The sequence below is a fragment of the Mesorhizobium sp. LMG 17147 genome, from assembly GCF_024297145.1.
Taxonomy (GTDB): Bacteria; Pseudomonadota; Alphaproteobacteria; order Rhizobiales; family Rhizobiaceae; genus Mesorhizobium.
In genome coordinates this window covers 674,321-692,788 of the sequence record NZ_JANCTC010000001.1, presented here as the reverse complement: position 1 = coordinate 692,788, position 18,468 = coordinate 674,321, and the positions used below count along the sequence as shown (strand labels likewise).

The window sequence follows — 18,468 nt, the reverse complement described above, 5'->3', positions numbered from 1 at the left end:
TGTTTCAATCGGCTTAATAAACAGGCTTACCGATTCCTTTCCCGCTTAGATGGCATTGCGTGGTTAACCCAGAACTAAAATACCCGCCGCTAGGACCCCGGGCCGACAAAAGGCGCAAAAGACGCAATTCGGCAAAGACGTTCCAGCCGTGCCGGCTAGGCCCAATGCCGGTTCCGGCTTGATCCTGAACTCCAGCCGCTTAACGGTTGGTTCACCAATCTCGTTCATGTTCCGTTGAACAGTTTGCCAGGGGGCGCCTTAATGGCCGGGCCGAGATCATCATTTCCAGTTGCCGTGCTTTGTGCCGCAGCGGCTTTCGCCTTTCCAGCCAAGGCCGGCGCCGGCATCGAGGTGACGATGAACCAGGCAAAGATCATCAAATTGTCGCGCGCCGCCGATACGATTGTCGTCGGCAATCCGGCGATCGCCGACGCCTCCGTGCAGGACGCATCGACGATCGTACTGACCGGCAAGGGATTTGGCGTCACCAATCTTGTCGTCCTCGATCAGGAGGGCAACCCGATCGTCGATGAGCAAATAACCGTCGTGCGCCAGGCGGCGGCGTCGGTGCGCATCTATCGACGCGCCGAAGTGCAGACGATGTCCTGCGCGCCATATTGCGAAAGCTCGTATAAGAGCGATGCCGAGAAGGCCTCTGAAGCCGAGATGAGCGCCGGGCATTAGCTAGCCGGCGTCTCCGTCTTTGGCGAGAACGTGCTTCGGTTATGGCCGGGTTAAGGCCTTCCCGTTGAATTTAACGGTCATTCCAACCGGACTTCAATCGGTTCCGACTAAGGGTGGGACCGATAAGAAGCGGCATCGGCGGGCAGAGGACATGAGCAAGGCTGGACGAGCAGGTTCTCCAAGACGGTTTTTGGGCGACCGCCGCGGAAGCACGGCGATCGAATTCGCCCTGCTTGCAATTCCTTTCGCGCTTCTTGTATTCGCCATACTGGAGAGCTGCATTTCATTTGCCGCACAGGAAGTGATGGCAAACGCCACAGACGACATCGCGCGCCAGTTGCGTACCGGCCAGCTAAGACCGGCCGATGTGTCCGGCACCAAGCTGCGGGATATGATCTGCACCAAATTGGAGATCATGGTCGCCAAGACCTGTCCCGGATTGCTGGTGGACTTGCGCGAATATCCGACCTTCGCCGATGCGGCGCTGGCCGGTTTCAAGATCCAGGATGGCGACGTCGTGCTGACCAAGGGCACGAGCACACAGACCTTCACCGTCGCACCGGGCCTGGCGGAGTCGAGAAACATGCTGCGGGTTTTTTACAAATGGCCGGTGATGACCGACTTCATGGCCAAATCGATGGCCAATCTGAAGGACGGCAAAACGCTGCATTTCGCCTCGATCACTTGGCAAAACGAGCCGTTCGACAACTGAACCACCTAGTCGCTTGAAAAGGGCAAAAGCCATGATTCGTGCGGGGGCACAACTGGGCATCGCAGGGATTTGTACAAGAGCGGTCCGGCTTTGCTCGGACCGCCGCGGTATTGCGGCCGTCGAGTTTGCCCTCATCGTGCCTGTCCTGTTGATCATGTACTTTATGACAATGGAGGCCTCGCAAGCCATCGAGACCAGCAAGAAGGTCAGCCGCATCGGCAGCATGGTAGCGGACCTCGTCACACAGCAGCAGACCATCAAGGCGGCCGATGTCGATGCCATCATGGCGATCGGCAGTTCCACGCTCCAGCCGTACAACCGCTCGAAACCGAAGATCATTATCACGGCGATACAGGTGACGAACGAGACGACGCCGAAAGTCCTGGTCGTGTGGTCGCGCAAACTGGTGGATGGCGTCTCTAGTCTCGACGCTGTCAAGGATTCCACCACAACGGTCCCGAGCGCGCTCAAGATCAAAGGCACTTTCCTCATTCGGGTCGAGAGCGATCTCGCCTACAAGCCAATTATCACCTGGTCGGCGGACGGCCAAAGCCGGTTCGGGTTGAGCTCGGTCTTCAATTCGATATCGATGGCGGAAACTTATTATCTGCGGCCGCGCAGGAGCCCGACCATTCCGTGCAGCGATTGCTGACGCCTGAAGCCCGCTAACGGTCTGTTGCTATTGCTTGCACCCGCGGGCCGAGACTAGACGCACGATGGCTGCAGCCGGTACATCGTCCCCCGGACCGGCAACGGTTCGGCGACGATACCGATACGGAACGTTCCGATAACATAGCGCCAATCGGCGCGCGCCAGGTTTGCGCAAGACCCCTCCAGCAGCAAAGCCAGTACGGCGGCGAATGCTGTCAGGGCAAGCCTCATGCGAGCTCCGCGCCGCGCATTTCCATCCGCCGATCGACCATGCCGCGATTCGTCTCTCCGGGACCAGCATGCCAACCGTGCTGTTTGGGTTTCCGAATTGCCAATGGCGGCGCGGAACCCTATGTCTGAGCCAACACACAGGCAATGATGAACCTTTCGATGGCACGCGCCTTCCTTTTTGTCCTCGACTCCTTCGGCATCGGCGGCGCGGCCGATGCCGAACGCTATGGCGACACCGGCTCCAATACGTTCGCACACATCGCGCGGGCCTGCGCAGAAGGCCGCGCCGATCGCGAAGGCCTGCGTGACGGGCCCCTTCTTGTACCAAACATGCTTTCGCTCGGCCTCGGCCAGGCCGCGGCAACGGCGACGGGTTTCAGATTCGAGAATGCCGGCAGTGCGCCGCTTGCCGCCGCCTTTCACGGCGCGGCCCAAGAGGTTTCGAGCGGCAAGGACACGCCATCGGGCCATTGGGAAATAGCCGGCCTGCCGGTCCGTTTCGACTGGGGTTACTTCCCGGACGCGATTCCCGCCTTTCCGGCCGAGTTGACCGAAGCAATGGTGCGTGAAGGGAAGGTGCCTGGCATCCTCGGCAATTGCCATGCTCCGGGCACCGAGATTATCGAACGGTTCGGCGAGGACCATATCCGCACCGGCAAGCCGATCTGCTACACCTCGATCGACTCCGTCCTGCAGATCGCCGCGCATGAGGTTCATTTCGGCCTGGAACGGCTTTGCGAGTTCTGCAAGGTGGTGCGCAGGCTCGTCGATCCGCTGAATATCGGCCGCGTCATAGCACGGCCGTTCATCGGTGAAACCGCCGCCACGTTCGAGCGAACGCATAATCGTCGCGACTATGCCGTACCGCCGCCGGAACCGACGCTGCTCGACCGGCTGACGGCGCGCGGCAGCCGGGTTATCGCGGTCGGCAAGATCGGCGACATTTTCGCCCACCGGGGCATCTCGGAAGTCCGCAAGGCTGCCGGCAACATGGCGATGTTCGACAAAGCGCTTGGCGCCATGGAAGACGCCCGCGACGGCGACCTCGTCTTCGCGAACTTTGTCGATTTCGACACCGAGTTCGGGCATCGGCGCGACGTTGCGGGGTATGCCGCCGCACTTGAAGCTTTCGACCGGCGCCTGCCCGAGGCATTCGCACGGCTGAGGTCAGGCGATCTGCTCATTTTGACCGCAGATCACGGCAACGATCCGACGTGGCGCGGCACCGACCACACGCGCGAGCGGATTCCGGTTATCGGGACACGGCCGGGTTTCAAAGGCGCAGACATCGGACTGAGGATGACATTTGCCGACATCGGCGAAACCGTGGCCGAACATCTCGGGCTGGCGCGCGGCCGTCACGGCACCTCCTTCCATGCCACGATAGGTGGCCATGCCTGAGCTGCCGGAGGTCGAGACAGTCAGGCGCGGTCTGCAGCCGGCCCTTGAAGGTGCCCGCATTGTCGACGTCGAGGCACGCCGGCCGGATTTGCGGTTTCCGTTCCCTGAGAGATTTTCGGAGCGGCTGACCGGCAAGACGATTGCGGCGCTCGGCCGCCGTGCCAAATATCTGACAATGCACATGGACAACGGCCCGGTTCTGATCTGCCATCTCGGCATGTCGGGTTCGTTTCGCATCGAAACGGCCGACGAGAGCGCAACGCCCGGCGCGTTCCACCACGAACGTTCGAAAAACACTGCTCACGATCACGTCGTCTTCGACATCGCATCCCCTGCCGGCGTCCGCTCTCGCGTGATCTTCAACGACCCGCGCCGCTTCGGGTTCATGCTGTTTTCGGAAGGCGAGCCCGACATGCATCCGATGCTGGCGGGATTAGGCGTCGAGCCTACAGGCAACGCACTGGACGGCACGCTGCTCGCTTCGTTGCTGAAAGGTCGCAAGTCACCGCTGAAAGCGGCACTTCTGGACCAGAGGCTAATTGCCGGGCTAGGCAATATCTACGTCTCGGAAGCGCTTTGGCGGGCCGGCCTGTCGCCGCTGCGCGAAGCGGGCACCCTCGCGAGAGCCGGCAAGAAAGCCAAAGAGCAGAGCGAACGCCTGGCCGAAGCTATCCGCTCGGTCGTCGCCGATGCGATCGCCGCCGGCGGCTCGTCGTTGCGCGACTATATGCAGACCGATGGATCGCTGGGCTACTTCCAGCATTCCTTCGCGGTTTACGATCGCGAGGGCGAAGCCTGCTCCAAGCCTGGTTGTGGCGGCCACATCGAGCGTATCGTGCAAAGCGGTCGTTCGACTTTCCACTGCCGGGCCTGTCAGGCTTAAACCAGAAGCGAGGAGGAGCAAAGCATGGGCTATGAAACCATCATCGTCGAAACCCGCGGCAAGGTCGGGCTGATTACGCTGAACCGGCCGCAGGCGCTCAACGCGCTGAATTCACAAGTGCTGGCGGAACTGGTCGCCTCGGTGAACAGCATGGGCGCCAATGCCGACATTGGCGCCATGGTCATCACTGGTTCGGAGAAGGCTTTCGCGGCAGGTGCCGATATCAAGGAAATGCAGTCGATCTCCTACGTGGATGCTTATGTGCAGGATTTCTTCGTCGGCTGGGAAGAATTTACGCGGGCACGAAAGCCGATCATCGCGGCGGTGGCGGGCTATGCGCTGGGGGGCGGCTGCGAACTGGCGATGATGTGCGACTTCATCATCGCCGCCGACACCGCCAAGTTTGGCCAACCCGAGATCACGCTGGGCGTCATGCCCGGCATGGGCGGATCGCAGCGCCTGACCCGCTTTGTCGGCAAGTCGAAGGCAATGGATATGTGCCTGACGGGACGAATGATGGACGCAGCCGAGGCCGAGCGTTCCGGTCTTGTCTCGCGCGTCGTGCCAGCCGGCGAGTTGATCGAGGAAGCACTTAAGGCAGCAGCGAAGATCGCCGATTTTTCCTTGCCGTCGGTGATGATGGCGAAGGAGGCCGTCAACCGCGCCTATGAGACGACGCTCACCGAGGGTCTGCGGTTCGAGCGCCGGCTGTTTCATTCGCTGTTTGCGCTGGATGACCAGAAGGAAGGCATGGCGGCCTTCACCGGCAAGCGGAAGCCGAATTTCACGAACCGATGAGATGACGAGGCACCGGTCAAAAAGAAAACACTGCAGCGTTGACGTGCCGGAAAAGCTGAACTATAAGCCGCAACAACCGAGGCGGCCCTGTGGCTGCCCGTTTGTTTTTTGCGCCCCGCGGTATCCCGCAAGCGCCCACCAGATCAGAAGAGAGGCACCATGGCCAATACCTCCTCGGCCAAAAAGGCAACGCGCAAGATCGCCCGTCGCGCAGCGATCAACAAGAACCGCCGCTCCCGCGTCCGAACCTACATCCGCCAGGTCGAAGAGGCGCTCGCGGCTGGCGACAAGGCGGCCGCACAGGCTGCCTTCAAGGTGGCCGAGCCGGAACTGATGCGCGCCGCGACCAAGGGCGTGGTGCACAAGAACACGGCATCGCGCAAGGTGTCGCGGTTGGCCCAACGGGTCAAGGTGCTGTCAGCCTGATATATCCATTCCAGAACTGCGCTACTTCAAACCCGGCCAATCGCGCCGGGTTTTTTCGTTTGCCGGCAAGTACTTAAAAGAAAGCCCGCAAAATGGCGCTCCGCGAGCATTTCAAAGTTCGAAATGCTTTGCCGGCATATACATGCCCGCTCATATTCGGAGCCTTCGAAACCGCCAATACGAAAATTTCCGAGCGTCACGGATTTCCGTTTCTTTTCATAAGCTTACCGATGGTGATCCACAGCTTGTTCACATCAGCTGCGGCCGATAGGCGACAATTGGCTGTCAAGTGAATTATTTCAGAAAATTTCGCGTTGTGTGGCCTTTTTCATATTCGCCGGAAAAGGGTTTGAATCACAATGGCTTTGTCAAAATCAACTATTGCAGCATGGCGTTCGAAACGTCCCTTGCTAGTCAGATTCCTTAAAAATCCGTTAGGGGTGGCCTTGCCCTATCCACAGCGATTTCGGTAATGTCTGTCCATCGAAGGGATGGGCCCTTGGCCCTTGACCAGCCTGAAACCGGCCAGCTCAAATTGGCAGAGTTTACAGCGCGGATTCAACTCCGCGGACGGGGTTGGTTTGTCTTTTCGATACGGTAGGGGACTGGCGTAATTGTACATGGCAGGTCGACGGTGCGCCGGCGGTTTTTCGCCGGACGGCATTTTGTTGCCCTGACATGACCAAAGCGGATCGGCGCTTCGGCGCCGGACCGACAACGAGGCGATTCATCAGCCGGCGGCGGCGATGGTGTCGCAGCGAAGACACGGTCGCCGGAAACATGGATGCAGGAGGCGCATCCCCGGCGGAAAACAGGTACAAGAGACAAGGAACTCGATCATGCAGAGCGGCGGCATCGAAAGGGAGCTTACAGGCGACCTCCCATTTCCTGGAACGTTAGTCGGAAGGAACGACATGGCGGCTTCCAATGAAGCTGAACAGAAGTTCGATCGGGTCAAGGCCCAGTTGAAGGCGCGTCTGGGAACCGAGGTCTATTCGAGCTGGTTCGGGCGCATGAAGGTCGCTGAATCCTCTAAGGGTATTGTCCGCATCTCAGTGCCAACCGCATTCCTGCGTTCATGGATCAACGGCCACTATCTCGATCTTATCACCGAGTTGTGGAAGCACGAGGATCCGGAGATCCTCAAGATCGAGATCGTGGTTCGCACCGCCACACGGCAGGGCCGCAACAGCGTCGAGCCAGAAGTGGCGCCGGCGCGCAAGATGACCAGGCAGACGCAAACCGCGCTCTCTGCGGGCACGGCGAGCCCCAGCAGGGTCGAACGGGTCCCGGCACCCCGCCCGGGGATGCCGGCAGAAACCGAGTTCCGGCACAATGTTCTCGGTTCGCCGCTCGATCCACGCTACACTTTCACCTCCTTCATCGAAGGACCATCGAACCGAGTGGCTTTTGCCGCCGCCAAGGCGGTCGCGGAATCGCAGTCGAGCGCGGTGCGTTTCAATCCGCTCTTTCTTCACGCGACGGTCGGACTGGGCAAGACGCATCTGTTGCAGGCGATCGCCGCAGAATCGCTGAAGCAGAATCCGAAATCGCGGGTCGTCTATCTGACGGCTGAGTATTTCATGTGGCGGTTCGCCACCGCGATCCGCGACAACAACGCACTGACGTTGAAAGAACAGCTGCGCGACATCGACCTCCTCATCATCGACGACATGCAGTTCCTGCAGGGCAAGTCGATCCAGCACGAATTCTGCCATTTGATCAACATGCTGCTCGACAGCGCCAAGCAAGTGGTGGTCGCTGCCGACCGGCCGCCGTCGGAATTGGAGTCGCTGGAGCCTCGCGTCCGCTCGCGCCTCAACGGCGGCGTCGCGCTGGAAATGTCAGCCCCGGATTTCGCCATGCGCATCGGTATGCTCAAGCTCAGGCTTGCCACCGCCAAGCTCGACGATGCGTCGCTCGATATTTCCGAAGAGATCCTCAACCACGTCGCCCGCACGGTGACCGGCAGCGGGCGCGAGCTCGAAGGTGCCTTCAACCAGCTTTTGTTTCGCCAATCCTTCGAACCGCAGATCACCATCGACCGCATCGATGAGATCCTTGGCCACATCTATCGTTCGGGCGAACCCAAGCGGGTGCGTATCGAGGACATCCAGCGCATCGTCGCGCGCCACTACAACGTGTCGAAGACCGAACTGCTGTCCAACCGGCGCACACGCACCATCGTCAAGCCGCGGCAGGTCGCTATGTATCTGTCGAAGGTGTTGACGCCGCGCTCGCTGCCGGAGATCGGGCGGCGTTTCGGCGGCCGCGACCATACGACCGTGCTGCATGCGGTGCGCAAGATCGAGGATCTTTCCGGTGCCGACAACACACTGGCGCAGGAACTCGAATTGCTGAGAAGGCTGATCAACGACCAGGCCTGATGGCCCGAAAAACGCCGGCTCGCGGACTTCGGCCTTTTTATGCCTAGAAAGCCCGCGCAGCCGGTCCGAACCGGTGGCGCGGGCTTGCGTTTGCCGGGTTTTTCCTGTCAGTTTACGCAGATTCTGAGCCTGTTCAGACCTTTCGCGGGGCGCCGCTTGCCGGAGACCCGTTCATTCATTCAAGCGAGCCTGTTTCGTCATGCGTGTTATCCTGGAACGGTCAAATCTCCTGAAGTCTCTCAACCATGTTCACCGCGTGGTCGAGCGGCGCAACACCATTCCGATCCTGTCGAACGTGCTGCTCAGCGCCGAGGGGGCCAGCCTTGAAATGAAGGCGACCGACCTCGACCTGGAGGTGACCGAAGCGACGCCGGCAAAGGTCGAACGCGGCGGGGCGACAACGGTCCCGGCGCATCTGCTCTACGACATCGTGCGCAAGCTTGCCGACGGCGCGGAGGTGGCGCTGAAGACCGACGAAGACGGCAACGCCATGACGGTGACGTCGGGGCGCTCGAGCTTCCGCCTGCAGTGCCTGCCGCAGTCCGACTTTCCCGAACTTTCAGCCGGGTCGTTCTCGCATATTTTCCGACTCGATTCCGTCGGACTAAAGGGCCTCATCGAAAAGACCCAGTTCGCCATCTCGACCGAGGAGACGCGCTATTATCTGAACGGCATTTATCTGCACACGCACGAGGCCGGCGGCAAGCTGAAACTGCGCTCTGTCGCGACCGACGGCCACCGGCTGGCGCGCGCCGAGATCGATGCGCCGGCAGGCTCTGAGGGCATGCCTGGCGTCATCATCCCGCGAAAGACGGTCAGCGAGCTGCAAAAGCTGGTCGACGATCCCGATGTTGCAGTCACCACCGAGTTGTCCGACACCAAGATCCGTTTCACCATCGGCAGCGTTATCTTGACCTCCAAGCTGATCGACGGCACTTTCCCGGACTACCAGCGCGTCATTCCGACCGGCAACGACAAGAAGCTGATTATCGATCGCCAGAGTTTCGCCGCTGCTGTCGATCGCGTTTCGACCATTTCGTCCGAACGCGGCCGGGCGGTGAAGCTTTCGATCGCCGAAGGACAGGTCACGCTTGCGGTCAACAACCCGGATTCGGGCAGTGCCACCGAGGAACTGGCGGCCGACTATTCGTCTGATCCGATCGAGATCGGCTTCAACGCCAAATACCTGCTCGACGTTGCCGCGCAACTGACCGGCACGGAGGCGAAGTTCATGCTGGCGGATGCCGGTTCCCCGACGCTGATCCACGATATGGCCGACGAGACGGCGCTCTACGTGCTGATGCCGATGCGGGTGTAGGGCCCGAACGGGGCCATCTTGCTGTCGTGACCAAATCTGCAAAACCGCAGCAGACCTACATAAGTAAGCTTACACTTACGAATTTCCGCAACTATGCGGCGTTGGCAATCGACCTTGATCCCGGCGCCGTGGTTTTTTCCGGCGACAATGGCGCCGGAAAAACCAATCTGCTTGAAGCGATCTCGCTGCTCACGCCTGGCCGCGGCCTGCGCCGCGCACCCTATGCCGAGGTGGCGCGCGAAGGCGGTGATGGTGGCTTTGCGCTGCATGCCCGGCTTGACGGGCCGGAAGGCCAGGTCGAGATCGGTACCGGAATAGCGGGCAGCGACGGCGAAGGCGGCCGGCGAGTGCGGATCAACGGCGCGGCGGCACGCTCAGCCGAAGACATGCTGGAATGGCTGCGCGTGATCTGGTTGACACCGGCTATGGACGGCCTGTTCCCCGGGCCGGCGGCCGATCGTCGGCGCTTCCTCGACCGGCTGGTGCTTGCGATCGATCCCGGCCACGGCCAGCGCGCGCTTGACTACGAAAAGGCAATGCGCGGCCGCAACAGGCTGCTCGCCGACGGTTCGCGCGACAGTGCGTGGTTCGATGCAATCGAGATGCAAATGGCCGAGACCGGCGTGGCAATTGCCGCGGCGCGTGCCGAACTGGTGCGCCTGCTCGCCGCCATGATCGACCGGCTGCCCGGCGACGGACCGTTTCCGCAAGCCGACATCGGTATCTCGGGCGAACTGGAAGGCGAAATCGGTATTTTACCGGCCGTCGACGTGGAGGAACGGTTCCGTCGCGCCCTTGCCCAGGGGCGCGACCGCGACCGCACCGCCGGGCGCACGCTCGACGGCCCGCACCGTACCGACCTCGTGGTGCGCCACCGGCCCAAAGCGATGCCAGCCGAGCTCTGTTCGACCGGCGAGCAGAAGGCGCTGCTGGTCGGCATCGTCTTATCGCACGCGCGGCTAACCGGCGAAATATCGGGCATGACGCCGATCCTGCTGCTCGACGAGATTGCCGCCCATCTCGACGGCGGTCGACGGGCGGCCTTGTTCTCGATCCTGGAGGAACTGAACTGCCAGGCCTTCATGACCGGGACCGATGCCGCGTTGTTTGACAGCCTCAAGGGACGAGCGCAGTTCCTGACCGTAGATCACGGTAAGGTCAGGCCGACCATTTGACCTTCGGCCATGGCGCATTTCTGAGCGGCACGTATTGATGCCTGACAAGTTTTTTCCTCCGTTATAAGGTTCCGGGGATGATCACAGCCGCCCTTACCGACGAAGAGCTCGAACGCTACGCCCGCCACATAGTGCTGCCCGAAATCGGCGGCGCCGGCCAGCAGCGGCTAAAGCGGGCGCGGGTGCTGGTCATCGGCGCCGGCGGATTGGGTGCGCCGGTGCTCGAATATCTCGCCGCTGCGGGCGTTGGCACGCTCGGTATCGTCGATGACGACAGTGTCTCCCTTTCCAACTTGCAACGACAAGTGATCCACGGCACGGACATGGTCGGCATGGCAAAGACCGACAGTGCCAAGGCTGCGATCATCCGCATCAATCCAAACGTCGTCGTGGAAGAGCACAATTTCAGGCTGACCGCAGACACCGCCCCTGCCCTCATCGCCCGTTATGACATCGTCGTTGACGGCTCCGACAATTTCGAAACACGCTACGCAGTGGCCGACGCCTGCGCCGCCGAAAGCCGGCCACTCGTGCATGCCGCCGTTGGCCGCTTCGACGGCTCGGTCACCGTACTGAAGCCTTTCGAGACCGGCCCGGACGGCAAGTCGAACCCAAGCTACCGCGATCTTTTTCCCGAAGCACCGCCGCCGGGACTGGTGCCGTCCTGCGCGGTGGCCGGCATTGTCGGCGCGCTGACCGGGGTCATCGGCACGCTGCAAGCAATGGAAGCGATCAAGCTGATCACCGGGATTGGCGAGCCGCTGGTCGGGCGACTGTTGCTCTACGATGCGCTGGCGGCACGCTTCGACACGATCCGCTACAAGCGAACCAGCCCGTGAGCCAGCCTGCCGAGGTCTCCATTGTGCAGCTTGCGGCCGATTTCGACCGATGGGACGAGGTTCTGGCTCTAATCATGCGCGCCTTCGCCTTCATGGACGGGGTTATTGACCCGCCGTCCTCGGCGCATCGACTTACCGTTGAAAATCTCAGGGCTAGAGCGCTGGAGGAGACAGCATTCCTGGCCCTGAAGGAAAACGAGATCGTCGGTTGCGTCTTCGTCCTGAAGCGCGCAGACGACCTCTATATTGGAAAGCTCGCGGTCGAGCCGACGCTTCAGGGACAAGGCGTCGGAAAACAGCTGATGCAGGCCGTCGAAGATCTTGCCCGTAGCCACAACAGGACCGCCATCGAGCTCCAGACCCGGATCGAGCTGACCGGAAATCACGCAGCCTTTGCCCGCCTCGGTTTTCGTGAAACCGAACGGACGGCGCACAAGGGCTACGACCGGCCGACCTCGATCACCATGCGCAAGATGCTTCCCGTAGGCAAACGCTATCCAAAGACGAACGCGCGGTTGCCGCGGCAAGACCATGCCGGCGCGATGGCAGGTCACGCCCTCAGCGGCAGCACGCGGTCGGGCGGGCGATGACCGTCGAAGAAGGCGCGGATGTTGATGATTACCTTCTCGCCCATGTCGATACGGCCTTCGAGGGTGGCCGAGCCCATATGCGGCAGCAGCACGACCTTGCCTTTGTGGGCAAGCTTCAGCAACTTGCTGTTCAGCGCGGGCTCGTGCTCGTAGACGTCGAGGCCGGCGCCGGCGATCTTGCCGTCATGGATGAGCTTGACCAACGATTCCTCATCGATGATATCGCCGCGCGCGGTGTTGACTATGTAAGCTGACGGTTGCAGAAGCGCCAGCCGCCGCGCCGAAAGCAGGTGGAAGGTTGCCGGTGTCGATGGGCAATTGACCGAGATAATGTCCATGCGGGCGAGCATCTGGTCGAGGCTTTCCCAATACGTCGCTTCCAACTCGTCCTCGATTGCCGGAAGCACGCGGTGGCGGTTGTGGTAGTGGATCGAGAGGCCAAAGGCCTTGGCGCGCCTGGCGACGGCGGTGCCGATGCGACCCATGCCGACAATGCCGAGCCGTTTGCCCCAGATGCGCCGGCCGAGCATCCAGGTCGGCGACCAGCCCGCCCATTTCTTGTCGCCGGTCAGCACGTTGGCGCCTTCGGCCAGCCGCCGCGGCACGGCCAGCATTAGCGCCATGGTCATGTCGGCCGTATCTTCGGTCAACACGTTCGGCGTGTTGGTGACGGTGATGCCTTTCTTGGCCGCTGCCGCAACATCGATCTTGTCAACGCCATTGCCAAAATTGGCGATCAGCTTGAGGTTGTCGCCAGCCTGGGCAATCAGCGCCGCATCGATATTGTCGGTCACGGTCGGCACCAGCACGTCGGCCTCCTTGACCGCCGCCACCAATTCCGGCTGCGTCATCGGCCTGTCCTCGACATTTAAGCGGGCGTCGAACAACTCGCGCATGCGGGTCTCGACCGGGTCGGGCAATTTGCGCGTGATGATGACGAGGGGCTTCTTTTTGCCTGCCATTGTTTCCTCGAACCCGATCTCGTTGAGACCTCTTTAACCAAGAACGGCGAAACTGAGAGCCGATCGCGGTACCGGTCATTCATGTAACAAGCGGTTCCGCCGAAGACAAAGAAAAAGGGGCGAAGGCCGATGGGCCGACGCCGAAAGGAACGAAAGTGTCTGGTTTCGCGTCGATCCGCCTGACCCTCAGTGCAGCATTCCTCGGCGCTCTCATCCATAGCCCACTGGTGATGGCGCAAAGTGCCGCGGCACCCGCCCAGAGCGTCACGCTCGGACCAAGCGGCTTGCCGCTGCCGCGCTTCGTCAGCCTGAAATCCGGCCGCGTCAACTCGCGCGTTGGGCCGGGCGTCAATTATTCCGTCGACTGGATGTATATGAAGCCAGGCCTGCCGATGGAGATCATCCAGGAGTTCGATACGTGGCGCCGTGTGCGCGATGCCGACGGCTCGGAAGGCTGGATCAATCAGTCGCTGCTTTCGGGCCGCCGCACGGCGATCGTCGCCCCCTGGCAGCGCGGCAAGGACGCTCGCGTCAACCTCCTAGACGACCCGGCAAAAGATGCTGGCGTCATCGCGATCCTCGAACCGGGGGTGATGGGCACGATCAAGTCCTGCGATGGCCAGTGGTGCGAAATGACCTTCGACGGTCATACCGGCTGGCTCGCGCAGTCGCTCGTTTGGGGTGCCTATCCCGGCGAAAAGGTCAAGAACTGACGCTTCTGGACCGCAGGTCGGGCCAGCACGGCAAGCACCGGATCCGGCACTTGTTTCGCTGATCTTCGGTTCGGGGATGGTTTAGCGGCCGATGCGGCCGAGATGGGTATCCTGGAAACTGCTCGACAGCTTCAAGCCATATCCCAAACAACCACCAGGAACACCAGCGATCGCATAGAAGACAAAAGCCGCCACCGCGACGGCGACCCATTCAAAGCCGGAGCGTCAAATCCAGGAATTCATAAGGCGCCGGTCAGTCGCAGCGTTTCGGACGCAGTCTCACCACGATATCGACATTGGCGATCTCCATGCCTTCCGGCGGTTCCGGCAGGTTGGAAACCGTCACCGGGCCGCTGTCGATATCGAAAATCCTGTTTTCGCCCTCGATATAGAAATGATGGTGATCGGATGTGTTGGTGTCGAAATAAGTCTTCGATCCCTCGACGGCAAGGATGCGCAGAAGACCTGCCTGGGTAAACTGGTGCAGAGCATTGTAGACGGTGGCCAGGGACACCGGCACGCCGGCGGCAAGCGCCTCCTCGTGCAGTTCCTCGGCCGAAAGATGGCGGTCGCCCTTGGCGAAAAGCAGATCGGCCAGCGCGATGCGCTGGCGTGTCGGCCTCAGACCGGCCTCGCGAACCCGCTTGTCCACAGCGACATTATCCTTCCGGCAACCCAGATCCATCTACCCGTTGCGCTCACAGTTCCGCCTCAGACACGCCCAAAATGGCAGAAATTGAGCATCTGCCGAAACTGAACGTATCGTGACATATATTCTGTCGACCGAATGCGATCAATAGCGCGCATTGACCCGGGCAGACGGGCAGGTTAAGCGCAAACGCCGGTTTCCGGCCTGAAACAGATTGTGTTAGGAAACCACCGACAAGGGCGCCTATCGCCCGGGACGATCACGGGGACGAGATTGATGGCGGGTTCGAAATCCAGCTACGGTTACGAGGAATTGCTTGCCTGCGCCCGCGGCGAGCTGTTCGGACCGGGAAATGCGCAGCTGCCCTATCCGCCGATGCTGATGTTCGACCGCATCACCGAGATCAGCGAAACTGGCGGTGCGTTCGACAAGGGTTTCATCCGCGCGGAATTCGATATCAAGCCGGATTTGTGGTTTTTCGCCTGCCATTTCATCGGCAATCCGATCATGCCGGGATGCCTGGGCCTGGACGCCATGTGGCAGTTGACGGGGTTCTATCTCGGATGGCTCGGTGAACCCGGCAAGGGGATGGCGCTGTCGACCGGCGAGGTGAGGTTCAAAGGCATGGTCACGCCCTCGGTCAAGAAGGTGGAGTATGGCGTCGACTTCAAGCGAGTGATGCGCGGTCGGCTTGTGCTTGGCATCGCCGATGGCTGGCTGAAGGCAGATGGCGAGCCCATATACGCGGCAACGGATCTGAAGGTCGGTCTGTCCAAGCAACCGGCCGCCGTCTGAACGAAGACCCTACAGTGCCACGTCTTGGACGTCCAAAGGACGCTGTAGCACTTTAATTTGCGCATGGTTCCGTTCCGGAAATTGATTTCAGGTTCGGGGTCCGCGCTGGAAGGAGTTGCGAATGAGACGGGTCGTAGTCACAGGTCTCGGCATCGTGTCGTCGATAGGCAACAATGCCAACGAGGTGCAGACCTCGCTGCACGATGCCAGATCCGGCATCAGCTTCTCCGACTCTTTCGCCGAGCATGGCTTCCGTTGCCGGGTGTGGGGTGCGCCGACGCTGGATCCATCGGGCATGATCGACCGTCGCGCCATGCGCTTCCTGTCGCAGGGTGCTGCCTGGAACCACGTCGCAATGGACCAGGCGATCGCAGACGCCGGCCTCGACGAGACCGACATCACCAACGAGCGCACCGGCATCGTGATGGGCTCCGGCGGCCCGTCGACCCGAGCAATCGTCGAAGCGGCCGAGACCACGATCAAGAACGGCAGTCCCAAGCGGATCGGGCCGTTCGCGGTGCCAAAGGCGATGTCGTCGACCGCGTCGGCGACGCTTGCCACCTGGTTCAAGATCCACGGCGTCAACTATTCGATCTCATCGGCCTGCTCGACGTCTGCGCATTGCATCGGCAATGGCTACGAGCTGATCCAGTGGGGCAAGCAGGACATCGTCTTCGCCGGCGGCCATGAGGATCTCGACTGGACGATGTCGGATCTCTTCGATGCCATGGGCGCGATGTCGTCCAAGTTCAACGACAGGGCATCGGTCGCCTCCCGCGCCTACGACGTCGATCGCGACGGTTTCGTCATTGCCGGCGGCGCCGGCGTGCTGATTCTTGAAGAGCTCGAGCATGCCAAGGCCCGCGGCGCCAAGATCTATGCCGAGATCGTCGGCTATGGCGCGACCTCGGACGGCTACGACATGGTGGCGCCATCGGGCGAAGGCGCGGCGCGCTGCATGAAGCAGGCGCTCGCAACGGTGTCCTCGCCGGTCGACTACATCAATACACACGGCACCTCGACACCGGTCGGGGACTCCAAGGAAATGGGCGCCATCCGCGAGGTATTCGGCGAGAAGATGCCTTTCATCACGTCGACCAAATCGCTGACCGGCCATTCGCTGGGCGCGGCCGGCGTGCAGGAATCGATCTACTCGATCCTGATGATGCAAGGTGGCTTCATCGGCGAGAGCGCCCACATTGACAACCTCGATCCGGAATTCGAGGGCATGCCGATCGTGCGCAAGCGCATCGACGATGCAAGGATCGACACCGTTTTGTCCAATTCGTTCGGTTTCGGTGGCACCAACGCAACGCTGATTTTCCAGCGCTATTCCGCATAAGGATTTGCCGACCATGGACGGATTGATGAAGGGCAAGCGCGGGCTTGTCATGGGTGTTGCCAACGATCATTCGATCGCCTGGGGTATCGCCCGCAAACTGTCCGAACATGGCGCGGAACTCGCCTTCACCTATCAGGGCGACGCCTTCGGACGCCGGGTCAAGCCGCTCGCCGAGAAGCTGGGCGCATCGCTGGTGGTGCCTTGCGACGTCGAGGACAGCGCGTCGGTCGCCGCCACCTTCGAGACCTTGGGCAAGGCGTGGGGCGGGCTGGACTTCATCGTTCACGCCATCGGCTTTTCCGACAAGAACGAGCTGAAAGGCCTCTACGCCGACACCAGCCGCGACAATTTCATCCGCACCATGGTGATCTCCTGCTATTCCTTCACCGAGGTTGCCCGCCACGCCGCCACGTTGATGAAGGACGGCGGCTCGATGATCACGCTGACTTATGCGGGTTCGGTTCGCGTCATGCCGAACTACAACGTCATGGGTGTTGCCAAGGCCGGGCTGGAGGCCAGCGTCCGCTATCTAGCCAACGACTACGGCCCGCGCGGCATCAGGGTGAACGGCATATCGGCGGGACCGGTACGGACGCTTGCGGGCGCCGGGATTTCCGACGCACGCCACATGTTCTCCTACCAGCAGCGCAACTCGCCGCTACGCCGTACGGTCACGATCGACGAAGTCGGCGGCTCCGCGCTCTATTTGCTGTCCGACCTGTCGTCCGGCGTCACCGGCGAAATCCACTATGTCGATTCCGGCTATCACATCGTGTCCATGCCGACGCTTGACGAGTTGAAGCAAACCGACGCCGGACGGGAATAGCGCGAGCGACGTGTCGCCGGCTTGCGCCGCAGCGTTTCAGCGTCGCGCCAAGAAGACCGTGAACATGCCGTCGCGGGCGAGCTCGCCATGGGTGGAGAAGCCGGCCGCCAGCACCGGTTCGTAGGGAAGCTGACGGTTTGCCACCATGAACAACCGGCCGCCCGGCTTCAGCGCTTTGCCTGCCGCGCGGATCATACCGGCACCGATTTCCGGCTCAGTCGCCCGGCTGCGGTGAAAGGGCGGGTTCATGACGACCACATCGTAGCGGCGCTCGACCGGTTCGCTCAAAAGATCTGTCCAGAAGAAACGTGGCTCCACGCCAGTGTTGCCGACATTGGTTTTGGCCGCCTCCAGCGCCTCGAAATCCGCTTCGTAAAGGTCAAGCGCCGATATGCCGGGTGAGCGGGCGGCGACCTCGGCAGCGACATAGCCCCAACCGGCACAGAAATCCGCAACACTACCACGCAGATCGTTGGGCAGATTTTCGACCAGCAGCTTCGATCCCGCATCGATCTTGTCGAAGGAAAACATGCCTGGGGCCGTGCGGAAGTGGTCCTCGACCACCAAGTCCGGATTGGCGGCGCGAAGCGTTGCCGCGGCAACGGTATCGGTCGGCCGGTGAAACCAGAAGGCAATGCCGTGATGCTTCGGCAGGTGGCCTTCGAGCGGCACAAGGGCGCCGACATGCTTGCGCAGGCTGGCGATGCCATCGTCCTTGCCGCCGGCGACGACGATCAACCCGCCTGGTGCCACGCGTTCGACCGCTTCGGCGACGCGCAACTCGTTTTGGCCGCGATGGCGGCCGGCGAGCACAAATGCCGCGTCGAAAGCCTCGCCTTCGACCTGCGGCGTGACAGTGAAGCCGGATGCCTGCAAGGCACGAAAATGCGGTCTGAAGCCTTGGACGAGATGAAGCTTGGCATCAAAGCCTGCGGGTAAGCGAAAGCCGGGCTCGGCACCGAGAAAGAGAATGCATTCATCCTTTCGTGGCAGGGACACAGCCCCTGCCACGAAAGGATGGAAAAGCGTCTTCAGCGGCTCGGCGGACATTCACCACTCTTGAACTGCAAGGCTGTTGTTGAATGC

The 18,468-nt window shown here is 61.3% G+C and carries 19 protein-coding genes and 1 pseudogene; 16 read left to right on the top strand and 4 right to left on the bottom strand.

Annotation, left to right across the window (positions count from 1 at the left end; genetic code table 11):
* Window positions 1–261 precede the first annotated feature (261 nt).
* The 3 genes from NMG46_RS03360 to NMG46_RS03350 all read left to right on the top strand — a co-directional run bounded on the left by NMG46_RS03360 (window position 262) and on the right by NMG46_RS03350 (window position 2,048).
* Window positions 262–684, top strand: coding sequence for a pilus assembly protein N-terminal domain-containing protein (locus NMG46_RS03360; RefSeq protein ID WP_254816289.1), 423 nt, complete (start codon window positions 262–264; stop codon window positions 682–684).
* A gap of 151 nt (window positions 685–835) precedes the next feature.
* Entirely contained in the window at window positions 836–1,396 is a 561-nt protein-coding gene (locus tag NMG46_RS03355; protein ID WP_254816288.1) for a TadE/TadG family type IV pilus assembly protein, read from the top strand.
* A gap of 31 nt (window positions 1,397–1,427) precedes the next feature.
* Window positions 1,428–2,048 carry a TadE/TadG family type IV pilus assembly protein gene (locus tag NMG46_RS03350; protein WP_254816287.1) on the top strand — a complete coding sequence of 207 codons (621 nt, stop codon included), beginning with the start codon at window positions 1,428–1,430 and terminating at the stop codon, window positions 2,046–2,048.
* Between the two features lie 53 nt (window positions 2,049–2,101).
* On the opposite strand, the gene NMG46_RS03345 is transcribed toward NMG46_RS03350, so the two are convergent.
* A complete protein-coding gene (locus NMG46_RS03345; RefSeq protein WP_254816286.1) occupies window positions 2,102–2,278 on the bottom strand; it encodes a hypothetical protein in 177 nt (58 codons plus the stop codon).
* Between the two features lie 159 nt (window positions 2,279–2,437).
* On the opposite strand from NMG46_RS03345, the gene NMG46_RS03340 reads away from it, so the two are divergent.
* The 9 genes and pseudogenes from NMG46_RS03340 to NMG46_RS03300 form a co-directional block, all read left to right on the top strand.
* The gene (locus NMG46_RS03340) at window positions 2,438–3,679 is read left to right on the top strand and encodes a phosphopentomutase (RefSeq protein ID WP_254816285.1); all 1,242 of its coding nucleotides are present in this window, start codon (window positions 2,438–2,440) and stop codon (window positions 3,677–3,679) included.
* A complete protein-coding gene (gene mutM, locus NMG46_RS03335; RefSeq protein ID WP_254816284.1) occupies window positions 3,672–4,562 on the top strand; it encodes a bifunctional DNA-formamidopyrimidine glycosylase/DNA-(apurinic or apyrimidinic site) lyase in 891 nt (296 codons plus the stop codon). The genes NMG46_RS03340 and mutM overlap by 8 nt, the downstream gene beginning before the upstream one ends.
* A 24-nt stretch (window positions 4,563–4,586) precedes the next feature.
* Window positions 4,587–5,360, top strand: a complete 774-nt coding sequence (locus tag NMG46_RS03330; RefSeq protein WP_254816283.1) for an enoyl-CoA hydratase — start codon at window positions 4,587–4,589, stop codon at window positions 5,358–5,360.
* Between the two features lie 159 nt (window positions 5,361–5,519).
* The gene (gene rpsT, locus NMG46_RS03325) at window positions 5,520–5,786 is read left to right on the top strand and encodes a 30S ribosomal protein S20 (RefSeq protein ID WP_023676922.1); all 267 of its coding nucleotides are present in this window, start codon (window positions 5,520–5,522) and stop codon (window positions 5,784–5,786) included.
* 914 nt (window positions 5,787–6,700) lie between these two features.
* Complete coding sequence (dnaA, locus tag NMG46_RS03320; RefSeq protein WP_254816282.1) at window positions 6,701–8,173, top strand: chromosomal replication initiator protein DnaA; 1,473 nt, start codon at window positions 6,701–6,703, stop codon at window positions 8,171–8,173.
* Between the two features lie 199 nt (window positions 8,174–8,372).
* A complete protein-coding gene (gene dnaN, locus NMG46_RS03315) occupies window positions 8,373–9,491 on the top strand; it encodes a DNA polymerase III subunit beta (RefSeq protein ID WP_023676920.1) in 1,119 nt (372 codons plus the stop codon).
* 26 nt (window positions 9,492–9,517) lie between these two features.
* Window positions 9,518–10,666 carry a DNA replication/repair protein RecF gene (gene recF / locus NMG46_RS03310; protein WP_254816281.1) on the top strand — a complete coding sequence of 383 codons (1,149 nt, stop codon included), beginning with the start codon at window positions 9,518–9,520 and terminating at the stop codon, window positions 10,664–10,666.
* 77 nt (window positions 10,667–10,743) lie between these two features.
* Window positions 10,744–11,505, top strand: coding sequence for a molybdopterin-synthase adenylyltransferase MoeB (locus NMG46_RS03305; RefSeq protein WP_254816280.1), 762 nt, complete (start codon window positions 10,744–10,746; stop codon window positions 11,503–11,505).
* Window positions 11,502–11,984: pseudogene (locus tag NMG46_RS03300) on the top strand (GNAT family N-acetyltransferase); the annotation flags it as partial. The gene NMG46_RS03305 and the pseudogene NMG46_RS03300, both read left to right, overlap by 4 nt.
* 71 nt (window positions 11,985–12,055) lie before the next feature.
* Here the strand turns inward: NMG46_RS03300 and NMG46_RS03295 are convergent.
* Window positions 12,056–13,057: a D-glycerate dehydrogenase gene (locus NMG46_RS03295; protein WP_254816279.1), complete on the bottom strand. Its 1,002-nt coding sequence runs from the start codon at window positions 13,055–13,057 to the stop codon at window positions 12,056–12,058.
* A 155-nt stretch (window positions 13,058–13,212) separates the two neighbouring features.
* Here NMG46_RS03295 and NMG46_RS03290 point away from each other — a divergent pair, with 155 nt between their 5' ends.
* Entirely contained in the window at window positions 13,213–13,770 is a 558-nt protein-coding gene (locus NMG46_RS03290; protein WP_254816278.1) for an SH3 domain-containing protein, read from the top strand.
* Between the two features lie 253 nt (window positions 13,771–14,023).
* On the opposite strand, the gene irrA is transcribed toward NMG46_RS03290, so the two are convergent.
* Window positions 14,024–14,455 (bottom strand): iron response transcriptional regulator IrrA, encoded by a 432-nt coding sequence (irrA, locus tag NMG46_RS03285; protein ID WP_023676913.1) that lies wholly within the window; start codon window positions 14,453–14,455, stop codon window positions 14,024–14,026.
* Between the two features lie 240 nt (window positions 14,456–14,695).
* Between irrA and fabA the strand changes: the two genes are divergently transcribed.
* The 3 genes from fabA (at window position 14,696) to fabI (ending at window position 17,382) form a co-directional block, all read left to right on the top strand.
* Window positions 14,696–15,214: a 3-hydroxyacyl-[acyl-carrier-protein] dehydratase FabA gene (gene fabA, locus NMG46_RS03280; RefSeq protein ID WP_254816277.1), complete on the top strand. Its 519-nt coding sequence runs from the start codon at window positions 14,696–14,698 to the stop codon at window positions 15,212–15,214.
* A gap of 121 nt (window positions 15,215–15,335) precedes the next feature.
* Complete coding sequence (fabB, locus tag NMG46_RS03275; RefSeq protein WP_254816276.1) at window positions 15,336–16,556, top strand: beta-ketoacyl-ACP synthase I; 1,221 nt, start codon at window positions 15,336–15,338, stop codon at window positions 16,554–16,556.
* Window positions 16,557–16,569: 13 nt separating this feature from the next.
* Window positions 16,570–17,382, top strand: a complete 813-nt coding sequence (gene fabI / locus NMG46_RS03270) for an enoyl-ACP reductase FabI (protein ID WP_254816275.1) — start codon at window positions 16,570–16,572, stop codon at window positions 17,380–17,382.
* Window positions 17,383–17,418: 36 nt separating this feature from the next.
* Here the strand turns inward: fabI and NMG46_RS03265 are convergent, their stop codons facing one another.
* Entirely contained in the window at window positions 17,419–18,432 is a 1,014-nt protein-coding gene (locus tag NMG46_RS03265) for a class I SAM-dependent methyltransferase (protein WP_254816274.1), read from the bottom strand.
* Window positions 18,433–18,468: the final 36 nt, after the last annotated feature.